The 24219-nt window shown below is 70.8% G+C and carries 21 protein-coding genes and 1 pseudogene; 10 read left to right on the forward strand and 12 right to left on the reverse strand.

Translation table 11 applies throughout. The features are described from left to right. The first annotated feature begins 569 nt into the window (after positions 1 to 569). A complete protein-coding gene (locus ACIQMU_RS16155) occupies positions 570 to 926 on the forward strand; it encodes a hypothetical protein (RefSeq protein WP_402689044.1) in 357 nt (118 codons plus the stop codon). Between the two features lie 7 nt (positions 927 to 933). After that, a complete protein-coding gene (locus ACIQMU_RS16160) occupies positions 934 to 3666 on the forward strand; it encodes a VCBS repeat-containing protein (RefSeq protein WP_402689045.1) in 2733 nt (910 codons plus the stop codon). Between the two features lie 86 nt (positions 3667 to 3752). Here ACIQMU_RS16160 and ACIQMU_RS16165 read toward each other — a convergent pair whose 3' ends face one another. Together ACIQMU_RS16165 and ACIQMU_RS16170 are read right to left on the reverse strand one after the other, a co-directional pair. Further along, positions 3753 to 4022 (reverse strand): DUF397 domain-containing protein, encoded by a 270-nt coding sequence (locus ACIQMU_RS16165; protein ID WP_402689046.1) that lies wholly within the window; start codon positions 4020 to 4022, stop codon positions 3753 to 3755. Next, positions 4006 to 4830: a helix-turn-helix domain-containing protein gene (locus ACIQMU_RS16170; protein ID WP_402689047.1), complete on the reverse strand. Its 825-nt coding sequence runs from the start codon at positions 4828 to 4830 to the stop codon at positions 4006 to 4008. Before ACIQMU_RS16170 ends, ACIQMU_RS16165 begins: the two co-directional genes overlap by 17 nt. Before the next feature lie 82 nt (positions 4831 to 4912). Here ACIQMU_RS16170 and ACIQMU_RS16175 point away from each other — a divergent pair, with 82 nt between their 5' ends. After that, positions 4913 to 5386 (forward strand): ATP-binding protein, encoded by a 474-nt coding sequence (locus tag ACIQMU_RS16175; protein ID WP_352243196.1) that lies wholly within the window; start codon positions 4913 to 4915, stop codon positions 5384 to 5386. On the opposite strand, the gene ACIQMU_RS16180 is transcribed toward ACIQMU_RS16175, so the two are convergent. Together ACIQMU_RS16180 and ACIQMU_RS16185 are read right to left on the reverse strand one after the other, a co-directional pair. Then, entirely contained in the window at positions 5355 to 6167 is an 813-nt protein-coding gene (locus ACIQMU_RS16180; RefSeq protein WP_352243195.1) for a serine hydrolase domain-containing protein, read from the reverse strand. The two genes, ACIQMU_RS16175 and ACIQMU_RS16180, sit on opposite strands and share 32 nt — an antisense overlap. Positions 6168 to 6241: 74 nt before the next feature. Beyond that, positions 6242 to 7015: pseudogene (locus ACIQMU_RS16185) on the reverse strand (glycerate kinase); the annotation flags it as partial. A 249-nt stretch (positions 7016 to 7264) separates the two neighbouring features. Between ACIQMU_RS16185 and ACIQMU_RS16190 the strand changes: the two are divergent. Both ACIQMU_RS16190 and ACIQMU_RS16195 read left to right on the forward strand, forming a co-directional pair. Beyond that, a complete protein-coding gene (locus tag ACIQMU_RS16190) occupies positions 7265 to 7663 on the forward strand; it encodes a MerR family transcriptional regulator (protein WP_402689048.1) in 399 nt (132 codons plus the stop codon). Further along, a complete protein-coding gene (locus ACIQMU_RS16195) occupies positions 7663 to 8676 on the forward strand; it encodes an aldo/keto reductase (protein ID WP_352243192.1) in 1014 nt (337 codons plus the stop codon). The genes ACIQMU_RS16190 and ACIQMU_RS16195 overlap by 1 nt, the downstream gene beginning before the upstream one ends. A gap of 23 nt (positions 8677 to 8699) precedes the next feature. Here the strand turns inward: ACIQMU_RS16195 and ACIQMU_RS16200 are convergent, their stop codons facing one another. The 7 genes from ACIQMU_RS16200 to ACIQMU_RS16230 form a co-directional block, all read right to left on the reverse strand. Continuing rightward, positions 8700 to 9929, reverse strand: a complete 1230-nt coding sequence (locus tag ACIQMU_RS16200; protein ID WP_352243191.1) for an acyltransferase — start codon at positions 9927 to 9929, stop codon at positions 8700 to 8702. Continuing rightward, a complete protein-coding gene (locus tag ACIQMU_RS16205) occupies positions 9926 to 11023 on the reverse strand; it encodes an alpha/beta hydrolase (protein WP_352243190.1) in 1098 nt (365 codons plus the stop codon). Before ACIQMU_RS16205 ends, ACIQMU_RS16200 begins: the two co-directional genes overlap by 4 nt. A gap of 304 nt (positions 11024 to 11327) precedes the next feature. Then, on the reverse strand, positions 11328 to 12017 hold the full coding sequence (locus tag ACIQMU_RS16210; protein WP_402689049.1) for a response regulator: 690 nt from the start codon (positions 12015 to 12017) through the stop codon (positions 11328 to 11330). Further along, positions 12014 to 13345, reverse strand: a complete 1332-nt coding sequence (locus ACIQMU_RS16215; RefSeq protein ID WP_352243188.1) for a histidine kinase — start codon at positions 13343 to 13345, stop codon at positions 12014 to 12016. Before ACIQMU_RS16215 ends, ACIQMU_RS16210 begins: the two co-directional genes overlap by 4 nt. Positions 13346 to 13434: 89 nt before the next feature. Then, the gene (locus ACIQMU_RS16220; RefSeq protein ID WP_352243187.1) at positions 13435 to 14400 is read right to left on the reverse strand and encodes a DUF4429 domain-containing protein; all 966 of its coding nucleotides are present in this window, start codon (positions 14398 to 14400) and stop codon (positions 13435 to 13437) included. Between the two features lie 86 nt (positions 14401 to 14486). Next, entirely contained in the window at positions 14487 to 15695 is a 1209-nt protein-coding gene (locus ACIQMU_RS16225) for an alpha/beta hydrolase (RefSeq protein WP_352243186.1), read from the reverse strand. A gap of 141 nt (positions 15696 to 15836) precedes the next feature. Beyond that, on the reverse strand, positions 15837 to 16490 hold the full coding sequence (locus ACIQMU_RS16230) for a TetR family transcriptional regulator (RefSeq protein WP_352243185.1): 654 nt from the start codon (positions 16488 to 16490) through the stop codon (positions 15837 to 15839). 250 nt (positions 16491 to 16740) lie between these two features. Here ACIQMU_RS16230 and ACIQMU_RS16235 point away from each other — a divergent pair, with 250 nt between their 5' ends. Together ACIQMU_RS16235 and ACIQMU_RS16240 are read left to right on the forward strand one after the other, a co-directional pair. Beyond that, positions 16741 to 18237 carry an MFS transporter gene (locus ACIQMU_RS16235; RefSeq protein WP_402689121.1) on the forward strand — a complete coding sequence of 499 codons (1497 nt, stop codon included), beginning with the start codon at positions 16741 to 16743 and terminating at the stop codon, positions 18235 to 18237. Positions 18238 to 18449: 212 nt separating this feature from the next. After that, a complete protein-coding gene (locus ACIQMU_RS16240; RefSeq protein ID WP_352243183.1) occupies positions 18450 to 18842 on the forward strand; it encodes a peptidase inhibitor family I36 protein in 393 nt (130 codons plus the stop codon). 151 nt (positions 18843 to 18993) lie between these two features. On the opposite strand, the gene aceE is transcribed toward ACIQMU_RS16240, so the two are convergent. Continuing rightward, complete coding sequence (gene aceE / locus ACIQMU_RS16245; protein ID WP_352243182.1) at positions 18994 to 21726, reverse strand: pyruvate dehydrogenase (acetyl-transferring), homodimeric type; 2733 nt, start codon at positions 21724 to 21726, stop codon at positions 18994 to 18996. Positions 21727 to 22240: 514 nt separating this feature from the next. Here aceE and ACIQMU_RS16250 point away from each other — a divergent pair. The 3 genes from ACIQMU_RS16250 to ACIQMU_RS16260 all read left to right on the forward strand — a co-directional run bounded on the left by ACIQMU_RS16250 (position 22241) and on the right by ACIQMU_RS16260 (position 24043). Next, on the forward strand, positions 22241 to 22678 hold the full coding sequence (locus ACIQMU_RS16250) for a DUF3052 domain-containing protein (RefSeq protein ID WP_030585952.1): 438 nt from the start codon (positions 22241 to 22243) through the stop codon (positions 22676 to 22678). Between the two features lie 192 nt (positions 22679 to 22870). After that, a complete protein-coding gene (locus ACIQMU_RS16255) occupies positions 22871 to 23329 on the forward strand; it encodes a peroxiredoxin (protein WP_352243181.1) in 459 nt (152 codons plus the stop codon). Positions 23330 to 23467: 138 nt separating this feature from the next. Next, positions 23468 to 24043, forward strand: a complete 576-nt coding sequence (locus ACIQMU_RS16260) for a TerD family protein (protein WP_030585954.1) — start codon at positions 23468 to 23470, stop codon at positions 24041 to 24043. The last annotated feature ends 176 nt before the right edge of the window (positions 24044 to 24219 follow it).

The raw sequence follows: 24219 nt of genomic DNA on the forward strand, positions 1-24219 counted from the left end.
AAACGGCGAGCCGGTCGCCGGTCGGGCCGCCGCTCCGGGGTACGGCCCGCGCTTGCCGCCGTCCTCGGTCACCGGCGCCGTGACGGTGACCGAGGGCGGCCGACTCGCCTTCGTGTGGGCCGCGAGGAGCAGAGCGACAGCCCGCGCGCGTCCGCCCAATCTTCTCGCTGGATGACGAAACGAAGGACGGCGTATCCCGGACACAGCCCCCCCCCACGGAATCCACACATCATGGAACGGCGGCCGTGAACTGGCACTGAGGAGCGGAGCGGGGCTCGCCCGATAGGGGGACTTGCCATGTCGCCATCTATGCAGCGCGCCGATGTGCCCATTAGTCGGATTCAACCCGTGATTACCTGTTCCGTCGTTCCACCATTTTATGAGGGAGGCGCTCTGACCTGCGCGTATGGAAGACCCAGCCAGAACGGATTGACGGACATCAATGCCTCATTCGTGGATGTTTCGGAAACTTTCTGAAGTCGTACAACCAGTAGCCCTTCTCGAGTGTCTGCCCATCGGTTACCGCATTGTCTTGAGGAGGAAATGTGACGAAAATGTGCCGATATAAGTTGAGAGGGTCTGGCCCCCGGGGGCTGCCCACAGCTCTTTCCCTGGCCCTGGCGCTGACCGCGCCACTGGTTGGAACGCAGTCGGCGGCCGCCGACGAGAAGCCCACAAAGCCGTCCTCCCAGGAGCACACCCCGGAAGAGACCCGGGCGCTCGCGAAGGCGGCCGACACCGGCGAACCGGTCGAGATCCTGTCCCACCGCACCGAAACCGCGGAGACCTTCGCCAACCCCGAGGGGTCGTTCACCACCGACCAGTACGCCCTCGCCCAGCGGGTACGCAAGGGGGGGCAAGCTGGTCGACATCGACACGGCGCTCGCACGCAACTCCGACGGAACGCTGTCCACCAAGGCCACTGAGGTCGGGGTGACGTTCTCCGGTGGCGGAGAGGGGCCGCTGGCGACCGTCTCCCGCGACGGACGCAGCATGTCCTGGTCCTGGCCGGGTGAGCTTCCCTCCCCCCAGGTCGACGGGGACACAGTGATCTACCGGAACGTCCTGGACGACGTGGACCTCAAACTCAAGGCGGGCACCGCCGGGTTCGGCCAGCTTCTCGTGGTGCACAACGAGAAGGCCGCCGGGAACCCCGCGCTCGCGCAGATCAAACTGCCCTTGGAGGCGGTGGGGTTGACGGTGAATGCCGACGAGCACGGCAACCTGCGCGCGCTCAATCCGGCCGGCCAGGAAATCTTCACGGCGCCGACGCCGATGATGTGGGACAGTAACCGGCCTCCCATGGCCCGGAGCGCCGACCACCCCTCCCCGCCGTCACCGGCCCACGAATTCGAGGCGCCCTACGGGGCACGTGAAGGCGCGGTGGGCGTTGCACTCGACGACGGCCACCTGTCACTGACGCCCGACCCCGACATCCTCAGGGGCGACGACGCCCAGTACCCGGTCTACATCGACCCCGCCGTCTCCGGCTCCCGCGAGGCATGGACGATCGCCTACAGCAGCGCGCCGTCCACGGCCTTCTACAACGGCAACGGCTGGGACGAGGGGGACGGCAACAAGGTCACCTCGTCCGCCCGGGTCGGCAACCCCGGTGACGGGACCTCCCGTTCGTTCTTCCGGATGGACACCAACAACCTCTGGAACACCAACAAGGTGATCTCCAGCTCCACCTTCAGGATCAAGAACAGCTACTCGTACTCCTGTACCCATCGCGAGGTGCAGCTCTGGCGTACCGGCTCCATCAGCTCCTCCACCACCTGGTCCAAGCAGCCCTCGTGGTATGTGGAACTGGCGGCGGTCAGCGACGCCAAGGGCTACTCCTCCTCCTGTCCGGCCGGCAATCTCGCCTTCAACGCGACCGCCGGCGCGAAGCAGGCCGCCTCCAGCAAGTGGAACAACCTCACCCTCGGCCTGCGTGCCACCACCGAGAGCGACAGGCTCGCTTACAAGCGGTTCGACGCGAAGTCCGCGGTGCTGTCGACCACGTACAACACCGTTCCCAACGCCCCGAGCGCCCTGGACACCATCCCCAGCACGAAGAACAGCGCGGGTTGCGGCAACACGGCGCCGTACGGCCTGATCGGGAACACCGACATCTATCTGACCGCCAAGGGCGCCGACAAGGACGGCGGCACCGTCAGGGTCAAATTCCACCTCTGGCCCACCGGTCACCACCCCAACGACGATCCCGACGGGGTCATCATCGTCAACACCACCGTCTCCGTCGCTTCCGGCACTGTCGCCAAGCTCAAGGTCACCAAAGCGAAGCTGCAGCCGCACCTGGCCACCGCGAACGGAAACTTCTCCTGGAAGGCCCAGACCAGCGACGGCACTCTCGCCTCCGACTGGACCCCGACCAAGGGCGCACCCGGTTGCCGGTTCGTCTTCGATCCCAACCGGCCAAGCACCCCGCCCGGTGTGACCTCCAGCCAGTTCCCCGACGGCAGCAACGGCTGGCCCGTGACCACCGGGACCGTCCGCTCCGAGGGGACCTTCGCCATCACCAGCGGCGGCGTCGCCGATGTCACCAGGTACGAGTACTGGAGCGACTGGGATGCCACCCGCCGCACCGCCGTCCCCGGCGCGGCCGGCGGATCGGTCTCGGTGAAGCTCACGCCGACCGTCGCCGGCGCCAACCAGCTCTACGTCCGCAGCCTCGACAAGGTCGGCAACTACTCCGACACGACCACCTACCTCTTCTACGCCAACGGCCCCAAGACCCCCGACAAGCCCGGCGACCTCAACGGCGACGGCAACGCCGACCTCTGGGCCGTCGACCAGGCAGGCACGCTGTACCCGTTCTTCGGCGCCGGTGACGGTACCGTCGCCAAGGCCGCGTTCCGCTCCACCTCCATCGACTTCACCGGTGCGCAGATCAGCCACCGGGGCGACTGGACCGGCGACGGCTACGAGGACCTCATCACCCTGCGCCCCGAAGACGGCGCCAACCGTCTGTGGATGCACCCCAACAACGGTGCCGGCTACGCCTGTTCCGCCTGCGAGAACGGCCCCGAGCGCCAGGAGCTCACCGTCTACGACCCGGCCAACGACCACTGGTCCGGCGGCGTCAAGCAGATCCTCGCGGTCGGCGATGTCGACGGCGGTATGGACACGGACGGTGACGGTACCGAGGACATCCCTGGTTTCTCCGACCTCATCGTCAATGACGGTGAGTACATCTGGCTCTACTACGGCGCCCCGGACTACCGCCTCGACAGCCACCGCGACCCGGTTCTCCTTGCCGGCCCGGACGACCCGATCTCGGCGGACGGATCGCCCATCAACGAAGTCACGCTGGCGGCCCCTGGTGACTTCAACGGCGACGGCCGCGTTGACCTGGTCGTCCGTTACGACCGTCCCGGTATCGGTGGATCTGTGTGGGTATTTCACGGCAGTGAGAACGATGCGGACCAGTCGTTCGACATCAGCCTGAACGACCGCGTCAGGGTCGGTACGAACTGGTCCACGGACACCGTGCCGCAGTTCACCGCAGCGCCCGATGCCAACAACAACGGCAAATTCGACCTTTGGCTCACGACGGCGAACTCGGGGCGACTCCGGTTCTTCGCCGACTACACCACAGCCGGACAGGCCGAAGTCACCATCGCATCCGAAGCCCTGGCCGGCTACCAGACCATCGGCTGACCGGCAGATCCGCCGACTGAACCGACGGGGAAAGGCGGCGGCCGTGGCCTGCGGGCCCCGGCCGCCGCCTCACCGGACGTGCTGGGTCAGCGCAGCCCGTCCACGAACGCCTGCCAGGCGTGGGCCCCGAGGACGATGGCGGGGCGGGTCGGGTTCTTGCTGTCGCGGACGGGGACGGACCCGCAGGGGGAGCCGACGGCGGTCTCGACGCACTCGCCGCCGGTGCTGCCGCTGTACGAGGAGGTCCGCCAGGCCGCGCCGCCGGTCACGGTGCACTCGACGCATTCGCCGCCGGTGTTACCGCTGTAGCTGGACTTACGCCACTCCGCGCTCTTCAGGTCAGGGCCGGTCTCCATAACGCTCCTCCATCACGCGGCTGATCCGCGCCACCGATTCCTCGACGGAGAGTGCGGTGGCCTGGAGGTGAGCGTATCGGAGCGAGCCCTCTCTGACCGTCTCCGGGCTGGCCGTCATATGGCCGGAGATGACGTCCTCGGTGTAGATGACGTCCGGGTCGTCCTCGAAGCGCATGCCGGTGAACGAGCCTGCCAGGCTCGCGTGTTCACCCGCCTCGAACGGCAGCACCTGGATCCGCATCCAACGGTGCGCCGCGTAGTCCAACAGCCTCTGGAGTTGGGCCCGCATCACCTCATGGCCGCCGATCGGCCGGTACAGCACCGCCTCGTCCAGGATCGCCCAGGCCAGCGGCGGCTTCTCCCGCTCCAGGATCCGCTGACGCTCCATCCGGGCGGCGAGCAGACCCTCCAGGTCGTCCGGCATACCGGTGGCCAGGACCGCCCGCGCGTACTCCTCCGTCTGCAACAGCCCGTAGACCACCTGCGCCTGGTACGTCGAGATGTACGCCGCCTTCGCCTCCATGTCCGCGTACGGCTGGAACCACGTCGGCAACTGGCTCCGCAGCACCAGCCCCACCAGCCGCGAGAACATCCCGTCCGTCCCCAGCGCCGCGTCCAGCCGCTCCGAGAAGTCGCGCGTGGGGATCTTTCTCGTCGTCTCGATCTGGCCGATCAGCGAGCCCGTGCAGAAGATGATGTCGCCCAACTGCGGCTGCGTCAGGCTCTGGGCCTCGCGTCGGCGGCGCAGTTCCCCGCCGTAGTAGGCGAGCGGGGAGGCGTCGGGATCGAGCGTCTGGATGTTGGCCACGGATGGACCTCCGGGTGCAACGCCTCGCGGCGTTCGTTTCGGTACGTAGCCGAGCGTAGCCATCACATCGCAGCCTGGTGACATGAATCACGTACTCGTCCCCCGGAGGGATCCCGGGGAGCCCGTCTACCGCGCCGACTTCGCCCTCGGCGAGCACTCCGCCCCGCATCTGCGCCGCGTCCTGCGGCTCTACCTCACGGCCTGGGAGCTGCTGTTCCTCGCCGACGCCGCCGAACTGGCGCTCACCGAGCTGATCGCCAACGTCGTGCGGCACGTGCCCGACCGGCGCGGCCAGACCTTCATCTTCCGGCTGCCGCGCGGCGAGGGCGTCCGCGTCGAAGTCACGGACAGCAGCCCCGCCGTGCCCCTCGCCATCACCGGTGATCCGTTGGACGACGGGGGCCGAGGGCTCGTCCTGGTCGATGCCGTCACCGACGCGTGGGGAATCATCAAGCGGTGGGACGGCAGCGGCAAGACCGTCTGGTTCGAGTGTCTGACGCCGCCGGAGAAGGGCGGCAGCCGGTTCAGGCCAGCTCCGCCAGAACCGCGTCCGTGAACGGGGTCCACGCCTCAGCCGCCCACGGGCCGAAGGCCCGGTCGGTCAGCGCGACGCAGGCCGCGCCCGCGACCGGGTCGATCCACAGGAACGTGCCCGACTGGCCGAAGTGCCCGAAGGTGGCCGGGGAGGACGAATTTCCCGTCCAGTGCGGGGACTTGGCGTCGCGGATCTCGAAGCCGAGTCCCCAGTCGTTCGGGTTCTGGTGGCCGTAGCCCGGCAGCACGCCCTTGAGGCCCGGGTGGACGACGCTCTGGGCCTCCAGGACCGTACGCGGGTCGAGGAGGCGGGGGGCCTGCACCTCGGCGGCGAAGCGGACCAGGTCGGTCAGGGTGGAGACGCCGTCGCGGGCGGGAGAGCCGTCCAGGGTCGTGGAGGTCATGGACAGGGGTTCCAGGACCGCCTGGCGCAGGTACTCCGCGAACGGGATGCCGGACGCCTTGGCGATGTGGTCACCCAGCACCTCGAAGCCCGCGTTGGAGTACAGGCGGCGGTTGCCGGGCGGGGCCGTCACCCGGTGCTCGTCGAAGGCGAGTCCGCTGGTGTGGGCGAGGAGGTGGCGCACCGTGGAGCCCTCGGGTCCGGCCGGCTCGTCCAGCTCGACCGCCCCCTCCTCGTACGCCACCAGCGCCGCGTAGGCCGCGAGCGGCTTGGTGACCGAGGCGAGGGGGAAGCGGTGGTCGGCCGGCCCGTGCGTACCGAGGACGGTGCCGTCCGCCCGTACGACGGCGGCCGCCGCCGTCGGAACCGGCCAGGTGTCGATGATGCGCAGGCTCTCCATGCGTTCGAGCCTAACCGCCGCGTGCACCGCCTGAGTCCCGGGCCCCGGGATGCCCGGGGCTCAGGCGGTGCGCGTCACGCGGCCAGCGGCGCGAGCCGGGTGCCGAGGGCCATGATCCGCATCCCGCGTTCCGTGGCGTCGGCCAGGAACTCGCCGCTCCTGCCGATCGCCTCCACCAGCGTCATCGGCGCGGGCAGGATCGCGCTGTACGCGTCCACGCCCACCGCCCGCACGTCCTGCGCGCCCGGCCCGATCGTCCCGGCCAGCACCAGGACCGGCACCCCGGCGGCATGGGCCCGGCGGGCGACCTCCGCCGGGATCTTCCCGCGTACGGTCTGGTGGTCGAGCGTCCCCTCCGCCGTGATCACGAAGTCGGCGCGGGCGAGGCGCGCGTCCAGGTCGAGGCCGTCGAGCAGGACGTCGTAGCGGGGGAGGAGGCGGGCCCCCACGGCGGCGAGCCCGGCCCCGAGGGCCGCCGGACGCGCCCGTGCCGGGAGCCGTGCGCAGGTCGATCGGGGCACCGGACGGCGGGGCGAAGACCGGGGCCAGGTCCCGCGAGAGGACGGCGGCCAGCCGCTCCAGGCCCGCCGAGAGCAGCTCCACCTCCGCCGGGGTGGCCCCCTTCTGGGGCCCGAACACCCGGGCCACCCCGCGCTTCCCGCACAGCACGTTGTACGGGTTGCAGGCCACGAGCAGTTCCGTGCGGGCCGGCCTCGGGTCGAGGCCGGCCGGGCCGACGCGCTCCAGCTCGTGCAACGACCCGCCGCCCGGCGCAGTTCACGGCCGTGGCGGTCGGTCAGCCGGGCCCCCAGCGCCTGGAGGGCCCCCGCGCCCCCGTCCGAGATGCCCAGGGGCACGGCGACGACGGCCGCCAGGGCCGCCAGACGAGGTGAGAAGGCCATGTGTTCACCCTGACTGTCCCGAACGGTTCGAACATGAAGCCAGGATGGACATTCCTTCATCTCCGGTTGGGGGCCTGTGCATGGTGGAGATCCGCGCCCCGCACGGGGTCCGTCCCCGCACGGGGCAGGGCCGTATCGGAGCGACTCGTCGCTTCCGCTTGCTTGGAGTGCACTCCAGGTATTTAGCGTGGGGGCATGACGGTGCCGGACAAGGACAGCTACACGATCAGCGAGGTCGTCGCCCTCACCGGGCTCACCGCGCACACTCTGCGCTGGTACGAGCGCATCGGGCTCATGCCCCATGTCGACCGCTCGCACACCGGCCAGCGCCGCTTCAGCGACCGCGACCTCGACTGGCTGGCCTTCGTCGGAAAGCTCCGGATGACCGGAATGCCCGTCGCCGCCATGGTGCGGTACGCGGAACTGCTGCGCGAGGGCGAGTCCACCTTCGAGGAACGGCAGGAGCTGCTGGAGACGACCCGCCGCGACGTGATCACGCGGATCGCGGAGCTGCACGACACCCTCGCCGTCCTCGACCACAAGATCGAGTTCTACGCGGGCGCCCGCAGGGCGCCGGAGAGGCACAACGTCTGATGACTGTTGACAAGATCGCCACCGTGGAGCTGGGCTCCGGAGGACCGCGGGTCGGCGTCCAGGGCCTCGGCTGCATGGGCATGAGCGAGTTCTACGGCACGACCGACGAGGCCGCCGCCCGGGACACCCTGGACGCGGCCCTCGAAGCCGGCGTCACGCTCTTCGACACCGCCGACGTCTACGGGCGCGGGGCCAACGAGGAGTTCCTCGCACCGTTCGTCGGGGCCCACCGGGACGAGATCACCCTCGCCACCAAGTTCGCGCTGGTGCGCTCCGACGACCCCGGCTACCGGGGCGTGAGCAACGACCCCGCGTACATCCGCACCTCCGTCGAAGCGAGCCTGCGCCGACTGAACACGGATGTCATCGACCTCTACTACATGCACCGCCACGACCCGGCCGTGCCGTTCGCCGAGTCGATCGGCGCGATGGCGGAGCTGATCCAGCAGGGCAAGATCAAGCAGATCGGGCTGAGCGAGGTGACCGGTCCCGAGCTGCGCGAGGCGCACGAGGTGCACCCGATCGCCGCCCTCCAGTCGGAGTGGTCCCTCTTCAGCCGGGACGTGGAGATCAGCGCGCTCGGCGCGGCGGTGGAGCTGGGCGTCACGCTCGTGCCGTACTCGCCGCTCGGCCGGGGCTTCCTCACCGGGGCCTTCACCGACGCGGGCAGGGACCTCGCGGCGAACGACTTCCGCGCTCACCAGCCCCGGTTCACCGGCGACAACGCCAGGACGAACGCCGCCCTGCTGGAGCCCGTCCACCAGATCGCCGCCGCGCACGGGGCGACCGCCGCGCAGGTGGCCCTCGCCTGGGTCCAGCAGCGTGCCCGGGTGCACGGGCTCAACGTGGTGCCGATCCCCGGCACCCGTAAGCGCAGCCGCCTGCTGGAGAACGTGGCGGCGACCCGGCTGACCCTGACGGCGGCGGAACTGGCCGTGCTGGAGCCGATCGCGGGGCGGGTGGCGGGGGACCGGTACCCGGATATGAGCCTGACGTCGGCGGCCCGGGAGTAGCCGCCACCGGGAGTCCGGGGACCTCACGCCAGCCCCAGCGCGAACACCGCGAACCCCGCCGCGAGCAGTCCCGCCAGCGCGCGGCGGGCGTTCGCGGCGCGGGTGCCCGCCTGCCACGGCGCCTCGAAGCGGCGCGCGTACCGGGCGATCAGCACCAGCAGTCCGGCGAACACCGGCAGCCAGGCGATCCGGGCGAGGATCCAGCCCACCGCGTCCGGCGCGGTCGTCAGCCCCGCCACGGCCGTCCCCGCCCCCGCGAGCGAGGCCGGTACGGCGGCGGCCAGCATCGCGGTCTGGTGCCAGCACAGGATCGTCATCGCGGACAGGTTCACCACCACGACCGGCGCCCAGACCAGTGGATTGCGCAACAGCCGCCCGAGCCGGTCGCGCAGCAGGATCGCCGCCCCGCTCTGCGCCGCGGCCAGCGCCACCACCAGCAGTGACGGCGGATGCGAGTTCGTCCGCGCCTCGCCCGGCACCCCGACCATCGACGCCGGGTAGTGGAAGACGAGCAGCAGCGCGGCGAACAGCACCCCGCCGCCGATCAGCAGCAGCCGGGCCCCGCGCCTCCCGATCCGCCCCTCGCCCCACGACACGCCCAGCTGATACGCGAAGAGCCAACCGGGCAGGATGTTGAGCGCGCTCAGCCAGGACGGCATCGCCTCCGCGAAGGGCCCGTAACGCAGGAAGTCCACCACCGCGACCGACGCCAGCAGCGGCAGCGCCGCCCAGCCGCCGAGCTTCCGCGCCAGTGTGACGCAGAGCGGGGTGAGGGCCGTGACCACGGTGTACACCCCGACGAACCAGAGCGGCTGGATCACCAGCGTCGACGCCGTACGCAGGGTGTCGCCGGGCACGCCCAGCGCGGACAGGGCGGCGAGCAGCACCGCCCACACGGCGGTCACCCCGAGCACCGGCCGGCCGAGGCGGGCCAGCCGGCCGCCCAGCCAGGCGGCCGTCGTCGAGGTCCGGCGGCGGAAGGAGAGCACCGAGGCGTATCCGCCGACGAGGAAGAAGATCCCCAGCATCTGGAGCACCCAGCTCGCGGGCGCGAGCCCGGCGAACGTCGAGAGCGGGCTCGCGTTGTGCAGGCCGTCGGCGTCCAGCCGGAACCCGCCGAGCATCCAGTGACCGAGCGGCACGGCGAGCAGTGCCAGGGCCCGCAGACCGTCGATGGCACGGTCTCGGTGGGCGGGGGTGGACGCGTCGATACGGTCCGCGAACCGCCGGCCGTACTTCCGCGGGGCGTTCATCGGGCCGCGCCTTCCGGGGCCGGGGCGGCTTCCGCGTCCGGGGCGGCTTCCGTCGCGTCGCCGCGTGCGATGGCGGCGAAGGTCCGCAGCGAATCCGTACCCGGCTCGAAGTAACCGGCATGGCCCCGGGCCTCGTCCGCCGGCACCCGCCGGGCGCCGAACGCCGGATCGGACGGGTCCGTCCCGTGGCCGAGGCCCGCGAAGCGCACGTTCGGCACGTCGTCGATCCAGTCGGTCGGATCCTTCGCCGCCCACACCCGGGCCTTGGTCCGCAGCGCCTCGACGTCGTCGGCCCGCATCCCGGGGGAGCCGAGGACCACCAGGTCGGTGGCGGCGAGACGGGGCGCGGCCAGTCCGCAGACCACCGAGCCGTAACTGTGGCAGAACACGGCCGGCTCGGGCAGGCCGTCCGCCGTCAGCCCCTCCGCGAACCGGGTGAGCCGCCCGGCCCCCGCCTCCGCGAGGGTGCCGGTGGCCGCGTCGAGGCCGACGCCCACCGGGGTGGTGTACCCGACCCAGGCGACGACGGCGGTCCCCGGACCGGCCGCCCTGTGGAGCGTCCTGGCCATGCCGACCGGGGCCCCGTGAGGAGCGGTCTTCCGGTCGAAGGTCCCGGCGTCGTTGTCGGACCCCGGCACCAGCACCGAGACCCGGTCCGCCGCCCGCAGGTCTCCGAAGACCTCGGCGACCTGGCCGCGTCCCCGCGGGTCGAACGCGAGGATCTGCCGGCCGGCAGCGGCGAGCGAACGGTAGCGGGGGTCGTCGGCGGCGGCCAGTGCGAGGGAGTTGGCCCGGTAGCGCAGTTCGAGGGGAGCCCCGTCCAGGTTCCCGACGACGGACGGGTGCCGCACGAGCAGGAGTTGCCGCTCGCCGGGGCTCAACTCCGCGAAGAACGCAGCGACGTCGGCGGGCGTCGCACGCTCCGGGTCGGGCAGCTCCGCCCCCACCGACGCCCGGTCCGCCCGCCACTGCGTACTGCCCGGCGGCGGCCCGGTCAGCGCCTGCTGCGCATCCGTCGAAACCCAGCCCGCGGTTCCCGTCACCACGCTGGTAGCCAGTGCGAACGCGACCAGGGTCCTCGCGTATCGGCGCATCGTGCCCTCCCTCTCCGGAGCCGCACCGACCGGTGCGACCGGGAGGAAGGTAGGAAGAGGACGGGTGAGGGGGCGTCACACCGGGGAGCCAACCGCGGGATGCTACTGAGGTAGGGGGTGGGCGAGGAGCATCCACGGCCGCGGGGCCACGCGCCCGCGAAGGGGCACACGGCCGGGTCGGCTCACGCGCCCGCGCGCATGAGGCTTCGCCGTACGGCGAGGTCTACGGTCCGTCCCGCGGGCTGCCGTACGGCGGGACGGACCGTACGAGGTCCCGCGAGCTGCCGTACGGCGGCGAAACCTCCTACGCGCCCGCGTCCCCCGGCGTCACCAGCCCCGACTCGTACGCGAAGATCACCGCCTGCGCCCGGTCCCGCAGGTCCAGCTTGGCCAGCACCCGCCCGATGTGCGTCTTGACGGTCTGCTCGGCCAGCACGAGGCGCCCCGCGATCTCCTGGTTCGACAGTCCCCGGGCGATCAGCTCCAGCACCTCGCTCTCGCGCGGGGTGAGGCCGTTCAGCCGGAGGGCCTGGCCGCCGCGCGTCGCCCCGGAGGGCCGCTGCGCGGCGAAGTCCGCGATCAGCCGCCGTGTCACCGAGGGGGCCAGCAGGGCGTTCCCGGCCGCCACCACCCGTACCGCGGCGATCAGATCGGCGGGCGGGGCGTCCTTCAGCAGGAACCCGGAGGCTCCGGCGCGCAGCGCCTCGTACACGTAGTCGTCGACGTCGAACGTGGTGAGCATCAGGACCTTCGGCCGGTGCACCACCCCCACCGGCGGGTTCAACAGCTCGCGTGCGGCGGCCAGTCCGTCCATCTCCGGCATCCGGACGTCCATCAGGACGACGTCGGGATGCTGGTTGCGGCTGACCTCGACGCCCCGGCGGCCGTCCGCCGCCTCGCCCACCACGTCGATGTCGCTCTGCGCCGCCAGCAGCGCCGCGAACCCGGCCCGCACCATGGCCTGGTCGTCGACGATGATCACGCGGATGGTCACAGGTCCTCCGGAGGGGGTGGGGTGGCCGGGGAGGCGGCCGGGGGCAGCGGCATCCGGGCGGCCACCCGGAATCCGCCGTCGGGCAGCGGCCCGGTGTCCAGCGTGCCGCCGGTCAACCGTACGCGCTCCCGCATCCCCACCAGCCCGTGCCCGGTCCCGGTGCTCTCCAGGGGCGAAGCGGGCGTCGGCGCGGGCCCGTTGACGACCAGCACGTGCAGATGGCCGTCGGACGTTCGGACCGAGATCCGGGTGTGCGCCCCGGGCGCGTGCCGCACCACATTGGCCAGCGCCTCCTGCACGATCCGGTAGGCCGACAGGTCCACCGCGGGCGGCACCTCGCCGAGGTCCGCGGCGAGCGACAGCTCCGCCGGCAGCCCGGCCCGTACCGTCGCCTCCACGAGCTGCTGGAGCCGGTCCAGGCCCGGCTGCGGTGCCCGGTCACCCTCGGTGCCGTCGCTGCGCAGCACCGACAGCAGCCGCCGCATCTCGCCGAGGGACTCCCGTGCCGCCGCCGCGATGGCGGCGAACTCCTCCCGCGCCGGTTCCGGCAGCCCGGAGATCCGGTACGGCGCGGAGTCCGCCTGCACGGTGATCACCGACATGTGGTGCGCGACCACGTCGTGCAGCTCACGCGCGATCCGGGTCCGCTCCTCCAACAGCGTGCGCTGCGCCCGCTCCGCCTCGCTGATCGTCTCCTGCTCGGCCAGCCGCCGCGTCGCCTCGCCGCGCTCCCGTACCGCCCCGCCGATCACCAGGACCACCGCGCCGAGGATCGGCAGCAGCAGGGCGCTGCCGCCGGCCCGGTCCGGGGCGACCAGATGCAGCACCAGCCCCGCCGCACCCGTCGCCGCCCACACGGCGACCAGGGTCCGCCGTGTCTCGCGCAGACCGAGGGCCAGCAGCAGGAAGAGGTACGCCACCAGCACGGGGGGAATCCACGGCCAGACGTCGTGCCGCCCCTCGGAGTGCGCCAGCAGAACCAGTGCGCCCGCGATGTCGGCCGGGAAGATGATCCACCACGCCTGGAGAGGCCGGTGGGCCAGCATCAGCAGAGGGGCCGCCTGGGCCACGCCGAGTGCCCCGGCCAGTGCGCCGGGCACGTCGTACTGCGAGGTCAGGACGTTGATGGTGACCGGGATGAACGTCGCGGTCAGGGCCAGCACCACGGCGTACGGCAGCAGCCGCTGCCACAGCTTCGGGGCGTCCGCCAGCAGCGGGGTGGACGGATGGGACGCGTGGGACAGCCCGTGGGCGAGCTCGCGCAGATTGCGGCGGGCGGCGCTCAGCAGGCCGTCGGCGGGCGGCGGGGGCCCGGGGGAAGTGGACATGGCCCGATCAGCCTAGGCAGACCGGGGCGCCAGGGGCGTCATACCGGGGGCCCGACCCCGGCTGGTTCGCCTCATACCCCGGTACGGGGTCACAGTTCCGCGAGCAGTTGGGCCTTCTTCGCGCTGTACTCGGCGTCCGTCACCAGTCCGGCCTGATGCAGCTCGCCGAGGTGATGTATCCGCTCGGCGATGTCGGCCGGATCGCGCCGCCCGGCGTTCACCAGGGCCGGGGCGGGCACGGTGGGCGCGGGCTGGGTGCGGCGTACGGATTCCAGGACGGCGGCGGCGAAGGGCAGCGACTCGTGCACCGGCCCGTAGCCCAGGCCGAACAGCACGGCGGCCGGGTCCTGGTCCGCGCGGGCGGCCGGGGGCTCGGCGGGCCCGTCGGGCGACGCCCCGCTGTCCGCGTGCCCGGAGCCGCCGGGACCGTGCAGATCGCCCAGGCTGCCGCCGGTGCGGTGGTCGGCAGGAACCGCCGCGCGCGGCACCAGGCGCAGGTAGCCGTCCAGCGCCTCGGGCGAGCGCCATACGATTCCGGCCAGTTCGCTCACACGGAAGGTCTGGTCCCCGGCCTTCCACTTGGCGCTGGAGGCCCCGGTCCAGGACCACCGGAAGGAGATCCGCTCGCCGTCGAAGCTGGCCCGGCCGTCGTACGCCTTGAAGTTCATCGGGGCCTCTGGGGCCGCCACCAGGAAACGGTCGGCGCTCTCGCCGGACGCCGGGTCCAGCAGGGCCCGCAGCTCCTCCGCGTAGTACTCGGCGAGCACCTCCCGCTCCGCCGGAAGCACCAGGCGATAGGGGTCGCACCCCTCCTTGAGCTGCCCGGAGGCAGCCTCCACCAGAGGATCGGCACCCGGTCTCGGCACGGCACGCAGGACCACCGTGCTCCGCTTGCCCGGGGACAGCGTCACCGACGACAGCGCCGCATACGGGATGCGGCGTTCCCGGAGGCTCTGGAAGAGCTTCGGTGTGCGGATGCCCCGTTCGAAGCGGATGAGCACGGAGTCGGTGTCGAACTCCCAGGTGGCATGAATTCCGGCCAGCACATCACCCATGTGCCTCATCGTATGCGGCACAGTCGCCCGCGTCCCCCCTCGGAGTAAGTCCCAGTTAATCCGTCCGACACCGGCCTCTACGCGCGTCAGCCGTCCCGCTCGCCGGAAATACCGCTGTGGCACCCGCTGTCGACGCTCGCGCAGCTGACCGACCCGTACGCTCCGACGCCGATCGCGGCGAAGTTGTCGAGGCTCTCGGTGCCCGGTTCGAAGTAGCCGCTGTGCCCGGCCGCCCCGGCCGCCGAGACGATCCGCGCCCCGAAGGCCGGGTCTACCGGGTCGGCCCCGTGACCGATCCCGCCGAACTCCAGATGCGGTACGTCCCCGATCCAGTCGTCCCCGTCCCGCGTCGCCCAGATCCGGGCGTCGGTGTCCAGCTGTCCGGCGTTGGCGGCCCGCATGCCGGGGCTGCCCGCGACCGCGATGTCGGCCACCCGGCCGGGGGCCAGGCGCGCGGCCACTCCGCACACCACCGAGCCGTAGCTGTGGCAGAACAGCGAGACCTTCGAGGCGCCGGGCAGTGCGCCGACCATCGCGTTCAGCCGGACCGCACCGTCCGCCGCGAGCCCGCCCAGCGCCGCGTCCATGCCGAGACCGGCCGGGGCGGTGTAGTCGGCCCACGCGATGACGGCCGTGCGGGTGCCCGGGGCGGCCGAGCGCTCCGCCCCGTACAGGGACTTGGCCATGCCCACGGGCGCCCGGTACACGCGCTCGGTGCGTTCCAGGGTCAGCAGATGGGTGTCGACGCCCGGCACGACGACGGAGACCCGCGAGGCCCGGTCGAGATTTCCGAACACCTCGGCCGCGCGGCCCTTCCCCGACGGATCGAAGGCCAGGATCTGCCGCTTGCCCGAGAGCAGCGACCGGAACCGGCCGAGGCGCCTCTCCGCCTCTCCGCGCCCGTCCGGCGAGAGTCCCTCGTCACGCGCCCGCTCCTTCTCGACGGCCACGGCCTGCCGGAGGGCCACCCGGTTGGCGTAGTAGCGCAGCGTGACCGGCGCTCCGTTCAGATTCCCCACCACCGAGGGGTACTTGCCCGCGAGCGCGGTCCGCTGCCCCGAGGTGAGGGCGGCGAAGAAGCGGGCCAGCGAAAAGGCGGGAGCGTCGGCGTCCGGCAGCGAACGACCCGCTATGCGGTCCCGCGCCCAGGACGCGAGCGCCAGCTCACGAGGCCCGTCGGCGTGCTGATCCCGGACGGCGCTCCAGCCCGTCGTCGCCAGCATCACGAACACCACCGCCATGGCGAGCAGCGCGCGCCAGGCGGTCAACGTGGGTGAGGTGTCGAAGGATGTCACTGCGCCTCACCCTAGGAGACGTACGCCGACCACCGTGTTTCGGGTGAGCTACATCACCCGTCCGCGAAGGATTCACCCCGGTTTCCTCACACGGAGTCACCATCCCTCCGGGGATGCGCTGCTCGTCCTTCCGCGCTTCCGCTATTGCCGACGCCAGTTCCGGGCGAGGGCCGGCCCGAGCTGGTCGAGGTACTCCTCGGTCAGGCTGCGCAGCGCCTCCACACTCGGGTCGAGCCCCCGGCCCCAGAGCTGGCCGGTCACCCGCATCACCGCGGAGAACGCGGCGACGGCCACCCGCGGCCGGGGGTCCCGCTCCACGTCGAGTCCCTCGCGCTCGGCGATCAGCTCGGCGATCTGGTTCTCCAGGGCCACCCCGCGCCGCATGTGGGCGGCGAGGAGGAAGGGGGTCGACTCGATCATCTGGAAGGTCCGCATGTGGAGATCGACGGTCACGACCTCCTCGATCGCCTCGCCGATGCTGTTCCACGCGCACAGCACCGCACGGCGCATGGCCTCGAAGGGCGCCTCCTCCGCGGGGCGCCGGCGCAGCTCCTCGATGAAGCGGGACTCGACCATCTCCTGCACGGCGAAGGCCGTCTCCTCCTTGCTCGCGAAGTAGCGGAAGAAGGTGCGCTGGGAGACCTCCACGGCGTCGACGATCTCGTCGACGGTGGTGCGTTCGTACCCCTGGGTGGTGAACAGTTCGAGAGCGGCGCGCAGCAAGGCGTCGCGGGTGCGTTGTTTCTTGCGTTCACGCAGTCCGGCTCGGGGCCCGACTGTCTGCCCGTCGGTCACGTACCGGTCCCTCTTTTCCCGTGTTTGTCCAGCTCAGCATACCTGCGAGCCACGTGTGAGCTACGTGACAGTTACTGACTTGTGAATTGGTTTGTCAACTGTCAGCGGCTGTCACTAGTCTCCCCGTATGACTAGTCAGACCACCGTCGAGAAGGCGCCGCGGGAGCCCGAAGACAACGCAGGACCCGCCCCGGTCAAGGGGCTTCGCGGCCACCCCTGGCTGACCCTCTTCGCCGTCGCCATCGGCGTGATGATGGTCGCCCTCGACGGCACCATCGTCGCCATCGCGAACCCCGCGATCAAGGACGACCTCGACGCCTCGCTCGCCGACGTCCAGTGGATCACCAACGGCTATCTGCTGGCCCTCGCCGTCGCGCTGATCACCGCCGGCAAGCTGGGTGACCGCTTCGGTCACCGCCAGACCTTCCTCATCGGCATCGCGGGCTTCGCCCTCGCCTCCGGTGCGATCGGCCTCTCCAGCGAGATCTCGCTGGTCGTCCTCTTCCGGGTGCTCCAGGGCCTCTTCGGCGCGCTGCTGATGCCGGCCGCACTCGGCCTGCTGCGGGCCACCTTCCCCGCCGAGAAGCTGAACATGGCGATCGGCATCTGGGGCATGGTCATCGGAGCCTCGACCGCGGGCGGCCCCATCGTCGGCGGGCTGCTCGTCGAGCACGTCAGCTGGCAGTCGGTCTTCTTCATCAACGTGCCGGTCGGCGTCGTCGCGCTGGTCTTCGGTCTGGTGATCCTCAAGGACCACCGCGCCGCCAACGCACCGCGCTCCTTCGACGTCCTCGGCATCGCGATGCTCTCGGGCGCGATGTTCTCCCTCATCTGGGGCATCATCAAGGCCGGTGAGTCCTGGGGCTGGGGCGACGGCCGGACCTGGGCGTGGCTGGGCCTCGCGATCCTGCTCTTCGCGGCCTTCGGCCTCTGGGAGACCAAGGTCAAGGAACCGCTCGTCCCGCTGGGGATGTTCCGTTCCATCCCGTTGACGGCCGGCGCCGTCCTCATGGTGCTGATGGCGTTCGCCTTCATGGGCGGCCTCTTCTTCGTGACGTTCTTCCTCCAGGGCGTCCACGGCCTCAGCCCGGTCGACAGCGGTCTGCACCTGCTGCCGCTCACCGCCATGATGATCGTCTCCTCGCCGGTCGCCGGCCTGCTGATCACCAAGTTCGGCCCCCGCGTCCCGCTGGTCGGCGGCATGGTCTGCACGGCCACCGCGATGTTCGGCATGACCACGCTCAGCGACTCCACGGGCACCTTCGCGATGTCCCTCTGGTTCGCCCTGCTCGGCTGCGGGCTGGCCCCGGTCATGGTCGGCGCCACCGAGGTCATCGTCGGCAACGCGCCCATGGAGCTCTCCGGTGTGGCCGGTGGCCTCCAGCAGGCCGCCATGCAGGTCGGCGGCGCGCTCGGCACCGCCGTCCTCGGCGCGGTCATGTCCTCCAAGGTCAGCTCCGACTTCGCGGACAACTGGGCGGGCGCGGGCCTGCCCGGCGAGCCCGCCCCGGGCCTGGAGGAGGCCGCCGAGTTCGGCATGGTCCCGGCCGAGGACCTCGCCAAGGCTCCCGGCATGACGCCGGACATCGTCGACCGCATCGGCGGCGTCATCCACGACACCTTCATGTCCGGTATGGGCCTGGCCTTCACCGTCGCGGGCGTCGTCGCGGTGGTCGCCGCCTTCGTCGCCACCCTCACCAAGCGCGGCGAGAACGCCGAGGCGGGCGCCGGAGTCGGCCACATCTGAGTCCCGCCGGCCTCCCCGGCGTGGGGGAGGCCCCTCCCCTCGCGCGGGGGAGGCCGCGTCAACACCACGCAGGTCAGAGCCCCGCCGAATCCTTTCGGCGGGGCTCTGACCTATCAGGGTGGAGCCGCCGGGCCCCTCTTCCCCCCACCCGGCCCGGCGGTCCAGGGTGAGCGGCGGAAGACCAGCACCAACCACGGGGGTTGAACCACATCATGCGTACGACCGTTCTCGCGGCGGCAGCCCTGGCCGTCATCGCACTCGTTCCCCAGGCCCTGGCCCACGACCGGGCGGCGGCGGCTCCCGAGCGGTCCCCGGGCGTCGGCCTCGGGACCTGTGAGACGGGCAGACTCTGCCTCTGGAAGAAGCCCGACTTCACCGGAACCCGCCACACCTTCGAGCTCTCCGGCGTGGACATCGAGAGCTGCACCCCGCTGCCGAAGGGCGGCGACGCCCAGTCCCTCGCCAATCGCACCGGGCGGCCCGTCACCACCTACCAGTCCGCCGAGTGCGCGGAGACGGGGGAGTTCGAGACGTATCCCGGCGGCGGCACCTGGATGCCCCGGTCCCCGTACCAGGTGCGGGCCTTCAAGATCTGGGAGAACTGAGCCCGGGACCCACCTCGGGCGCGGGGCCCGGACGCGTGCCCGAGGGCGCGTGCCCCGGGACGCGTGCCCCGGACCCGCCTCAGGGGCGGCGACGCTTCCGCGCCACCGCCCCTGAGGGTCCGCGTCCGTGCCTGTGGCTGCGGGACAACCCTTAGGCGTCGCCGCCCGCCGCGCCCGGATCGGCCGCGGCCACGTCCAGGAGCTCGTAGCGGTCCACCGCCGTCTTCAGGGCCGACCGGTCGACCTTGCCCTCCTTGGCCAGCTCGGTGAGCACCGCCAGCACGATCGACTGCGCGTCGATGTGGAAGAACCGGCGGGCCGCACCCCGGGTGTCCGCGAAGCCGAAGCCGTCCGCGCCCAGCGACTGGTAGGCGCCCGGAACCCAGCGGGCGATCTGGTCGGGAACCGAACGCATCCAGTCCGAGACCGCCACGAACGGCCCCTGGGCCGCTTCGAGCTTCCTCGTCACGTACGGGACGCGCTGCTCCTCCTCCGGGTGCAGGAGGTTGTGGCGCTCCACGTCCACCGCCTCGCGGCGCAGCTCGTTCCAGGAGGTCGCCGACCAGACGTCCGCCTTGACGTTCCACTCCTCCGCGAGGATCCGCTGCGCCTCCATGGCCCAGGGAACCGCCACGCCCGACGCCATGATCTGCGCCGGGATCTCGCCCTTCTCACCGGTGCTGAAGCGGTGGATGCCCTTGAGGATGCCCTCGACGTCCACGTCCTGAGGCTCCGCCGGGTGCTGGATCGGCTCGTTGTAGACGGTGAGGTAGTAGAAGACGTCCTCGTTCGCCTCGCCGTACATCCGGCGCAGCCCGTCCTTCATGATGTGCGCGATCTCGAACCCGTAGGCCGGGTCGTACGCGACACAGCCGGGGTTCGTCGAGGCCAGCAGCTGCGAGTGGCCGTCGGCGTGCTGGAGGCCCTCGCCGGTCAGCGTCGTACGGCCGGCGGTCGCACCGAGCACGAAGCCGCGCGCGAGCTGGTCGGCCATCTGCCAGAACTGGTCGCCGGTGCGCTGGAACCCGAACATCGAGTAGAAGACGTACACCGGGATCAGCGGCTCGCCGTGCGTCGCGTACGCCGAGCCGGCCGCGATCAGCGAGGCCGTGCAGCCCGCCTCGGAGATGCCGTCGTGCAGCATCTGCCCGGTCGGGGACTCCTTGTACGCGAGCAGCAGATCGCGGTCGACCGCTTCGTACTGCTGGCCGAGCGGGTTGTAGATCTTCGCACTCGGGAAGAACGCGTCCATGCCGAAGGTGCGGTACTCATCCGGGGCGATCAGCACGAAACGCTTGCCGATCTCCTTGTCCCGCATGAGGTCCTTCAGGACGCGGACGAACGCCATGGTGGTGGCGATCGACTGCGTGCCCGAACCCTTCTTCGCTGCCGCGTACGTCTTGTCCTCGGGCTGGGGCAGCGGCTTCGCACGCACCACACGGGTCGGGACGTAACCGCCCAGACCCTGGCGGCGGTCGTGCATGTACTGGATCTCCTCCGAGTCGCGGCCCGGGTGGTAGTAGGGCGGGTAGCCCTCGTCCAGCTGCTTGTCCGTGATCGGGATGTGCAGACGGTCCCGGAAGCGCTTGAGGTCCTCGACCGTGAGCTTCTTCATCTGGTGGGTCGCGTTGCGGCCCTCGAAGTTCGGCCCCAGCGTCCAGCCCTTGACCGTCTGCGCCAGGATGACCGTCGGCTGGCCCTTGTGCGCCTTGGCCGCCGCGTAGGCCGCGTAGACCTTGCGGTGGTCGTGACCGCCGCGGCCCAGGTGCAGGATCTGCTGGTCGGTCATGTCCTTGACCATGTCCCGCAGCCGCGGGTCGTCGCCGAAGAAGTGGTCGCGGATGTACGAGCCGGTCTCCGTGGCGTACGTCTGGAACTGCCCGTCCGGCGTCGTGTTCAGCTTGTTGACCAGGATGCCCGTGCGGTCCTGCGCCAGCAGCGGGTCCCAGGAACGGTCCCAGACCAGCTTGATGACATTCCAGCCGGCGCCCCGGAACTGCGACTCCAGCTCCTGGATGATCTTGCCGTTGCCGCGCACCGGGCCGTCGAGCCGCTGGAGGTTGCAGTTCACCACGAAGGTCAGGTTGTCCAGGCCCTCGCGCGCGGCGATGGACAGCTGGCCCAGGGACTCCGGCTCGTCCATCTCGCCGTCGCCCAGATAGGCCCAGACGTGCGACTTGGAGGTGTCGGCGATGCCGCGCGCCTCCATGTAGCGGTTCATCCGCGCCTGGTAGATCGCGCCGAGCGGGCCGAGACCCATCGAGACGGTCGGGAACTCCCAGAAGTCCGGCATCAGCCGCGGGTGCGGATAGCTGGAGAGGCCGTTCGGGGCCTTCGACTTCTCCTGGCGGAAGCCGTCGAGCTGCGCCTCGCTCAGCCGGTCCAGCAGGAACGCGCGGGCGTAGATCCCCGGGGACGCGTGTCCCTGGAAGAAGATCTGGTCGCCGCCGTCGCCCTGGTCCTTGCCCCGGAAGAAGTGGTTGAAGCCCACGTCGTACAGCGAGGCGGAGGACGCGAAGGTGGCGATGTGGCCGCCGACGCCGATGCCGGGACGCTGCGCCCGCGAGACCATCACGGCGGCGTTCCAGCGGGTCGCGTTGAGGACCTTGCGCTCGATCTCCTCGTCGCCGGGGAAGAACGGCTCGTCCTTCGTGGCGATCGTGTTCACGTAGTCCGTGCTGCGCATCTCCGGCACGGCGACGCGCTTCTCCCGCGCGCGCTCGATGAGCCGGAGCATCAGGTAGCGGGCCCGCTCACGGCCGCGCTCGTCGACGGCGGCGTCGAGGGAGTCGAGCCATTCCCGGGTCTCCTCGGGATCGAAATCCGGGACCTGGCTCGGAAGGCCGCCAATGATGATCGGGTTGCGATCGGATCCGGAAGCCACACTGTTCCTTCGCTGTTCGGTGGTGCTCTACGGGGCCTGTCACGGGGAATGTACCCGCCGGCCAACGCTGACAACTCTGACAACTCTGTGTGCGCCGACTCCATCGTGCTACCGCGACCGCCCGGACGTCATCTCTACCGTGGGGTAACCCCGAGGTTCCGAAAACTCGTCCGCGGGGCACGGGTATGGGCAGTGCACGATTGGGTACGGGCAAACCGCAACCATACGCCCAAGCCGTCCAAGCGTTCCCAAAGGCTGTTCGACTCCGATTGCCGGATCGAAACGGCATAAGCTGAGGAAGGACGTAAACGGATGGGCGACTCGGGGGCGACCTCGGGAAGCCGCCGTGGAGACATGCCGGAACATGCGGCGACGTGGCAGGGAACGTCACCGTATAGGCGGTCTCGCACGCTGGGTACTTGCGCGATTCGCCGAGCCCGTGTGGACTACGGCCAACGCCCCGCGCACGCGCGTGGCTGCAGCATTTTCCGAAGACATGATCAGGAGGCAACCCGTGAGCGCGACCGCGGACCACGCGGAGGAGCGGACCAACCCGGCAGCACGCCTGGGGTTCGAGCCCGGACAAGTGGTCCAGGAGATCGGCTACGACGAAGACGTCGAGCTGGAGCTCCGTGAGGGCATTGAGGCCACTACCGGCCAGGAACTCGTCGACGAGGAGTACGACGACGTCGCCGACGTCGTCCTGCTCTGGTTCCGCGACGAGGACGGCGACCTTACGGACGCGCTGGTGGATGCCATTGGTCTGATCGAGGACGGCGGTACGGTCTGGCTGATGACGCCGAAGACCGGCCGTGACGGATACGTCGAACCGAGCGACATCAATGAGGCTGCCCAGACAGCCGGTCTCGCCCAGACCAAGAGCATCAGCGCGGGCAAGGACTGGACGGGCAGCCGTCTGGTCACCCCCAAGGGGGCCAAGGCCAAGCGCTGAACCACTCTCTGCACCACCCCGGGGCCCCCGGGAGCGCACAACCGCGCTTCCGGGGGCCTTCGTACGTCCACGGCCCCTCCGGTGTGCGTCCACGGCCCCTCCGGGGCCGGTCCGGGGGCCGTGCGTAGGGTGGGTGTCACCCGGACGGACCTGGCCCGGGGTGCGGAGAAGCGGCGAAGGGATACGTGTTCCATGACGATCGAGGTCGGCAGTCAGGCCCCGGACTTCCAGCTCAAGGACAACCACGGCCGGACCGTGCGGCTGTCGGAGTTCCGCGGCGAGAAGAACGTCGTACTGGTGTTCTATCCGTTCGCCTTCACCGGCGTCTGCACCGGCGAGCTGTGCGCGCTCCGCGACGAGCTGCCCCGCTTCGAGAACGAGGGCGTCCAGCTGCTCGCCGTCTCGTGCGACTCCATCCACACCCTGCGCGTCTTCGCCGAGCAGGAGGGCCTGGAGTACCCGCTGCTGTCCGACTTCTGGCCGCACGGGGAGACCTCGCGGGCGTACGGCGTCTTCGACGAGGACAAGGGCTGCGCGGTGCGCGGCACCTTCGTCATCGACAAGGCGGGCGTCGTCCGCTGGAGCGTCGTGAACGGCCTCCCGGACGCCCGCGACCTGAACGACTACGTCAAGGCGCTCGAAGCGCTCTGAGGCGATCTCCTGGCGACGCCCGGTCAAAAGCCTGTTTTGGCCGGGAACCGGTCACTAGGATCCAATCGTTGATCCGATGCCAACGAACGATGGGGACGCTGGTGTCTGCCGGCCCCTGAGAAAACTACTGGAGGACTCGTGGGAGTCAGCCTCAGCAAGGGCGGCAACGTCTCGCTGACCAAGGCCGCGCCCAACCTGACCGCGGTCATCGTGGGTCTGGGCTGGGACGCCCGCACCACCACCGGGGGTGACTTCGACCTCGACGCCAGCGCCCTGCTGACGAACCCGGAGGGCAAGGTCGCCACCGATGGCAACTTCGTCTTCTTCAACAACCTGAAGAGTCCCGACGGCTCCGTCGAGCACACCGGTGACAACACCACCGGTGAGGGCGAGGGCGACGACGAGGTCATCAAGGTGAACCTGGCCGGTGTTCCGGCCGACGTCGACAAGATCGTCTTCCCGGTCTCGATCTACGAGGCCGAGAGCCGCCAGCAGAGCTTCGGCCAGGTCCGCAACGCGTACATCCGCGTGGTCAACCAGGCCGACAACACCGAGCTCGCCCGCTACGACCTGAGCGAGGACGCCTCGACGGAGACCGCCATGGTCTTCGGCGAGCTCTACCGCAACGGCGCCGAGTGGAAGTTCCGCGCCATCGGCCAGGGGTACGCCTCCGGCCTGCGCGGCATCGCCCAGGACTTCGGCGTCAACGTCTGAGGTTCTGGCCCCAGGAGGTGTCCGGCCCGGGTCCGCCCCGGCCGGACGCCCCCGACCGGGTGTGTCCGGCCCGGACCTGACCCGCCGGACACACCTGACCGGGCGCTTTCGACGCCCGCCCCCGGGCGTCGAAAGCGCCCGGCCGCGGGTTTCACGACACGGGGCGGCCACACATG

This window comes from Streptomyces sp. NPDC091649 (assembly GCF_044756785.1).
Taxonomy (GTDB): Bacteria; Actinomycetota; Actinomycetes; order Streptomycetales; family Streptomycetaceae; genus Streptomyces.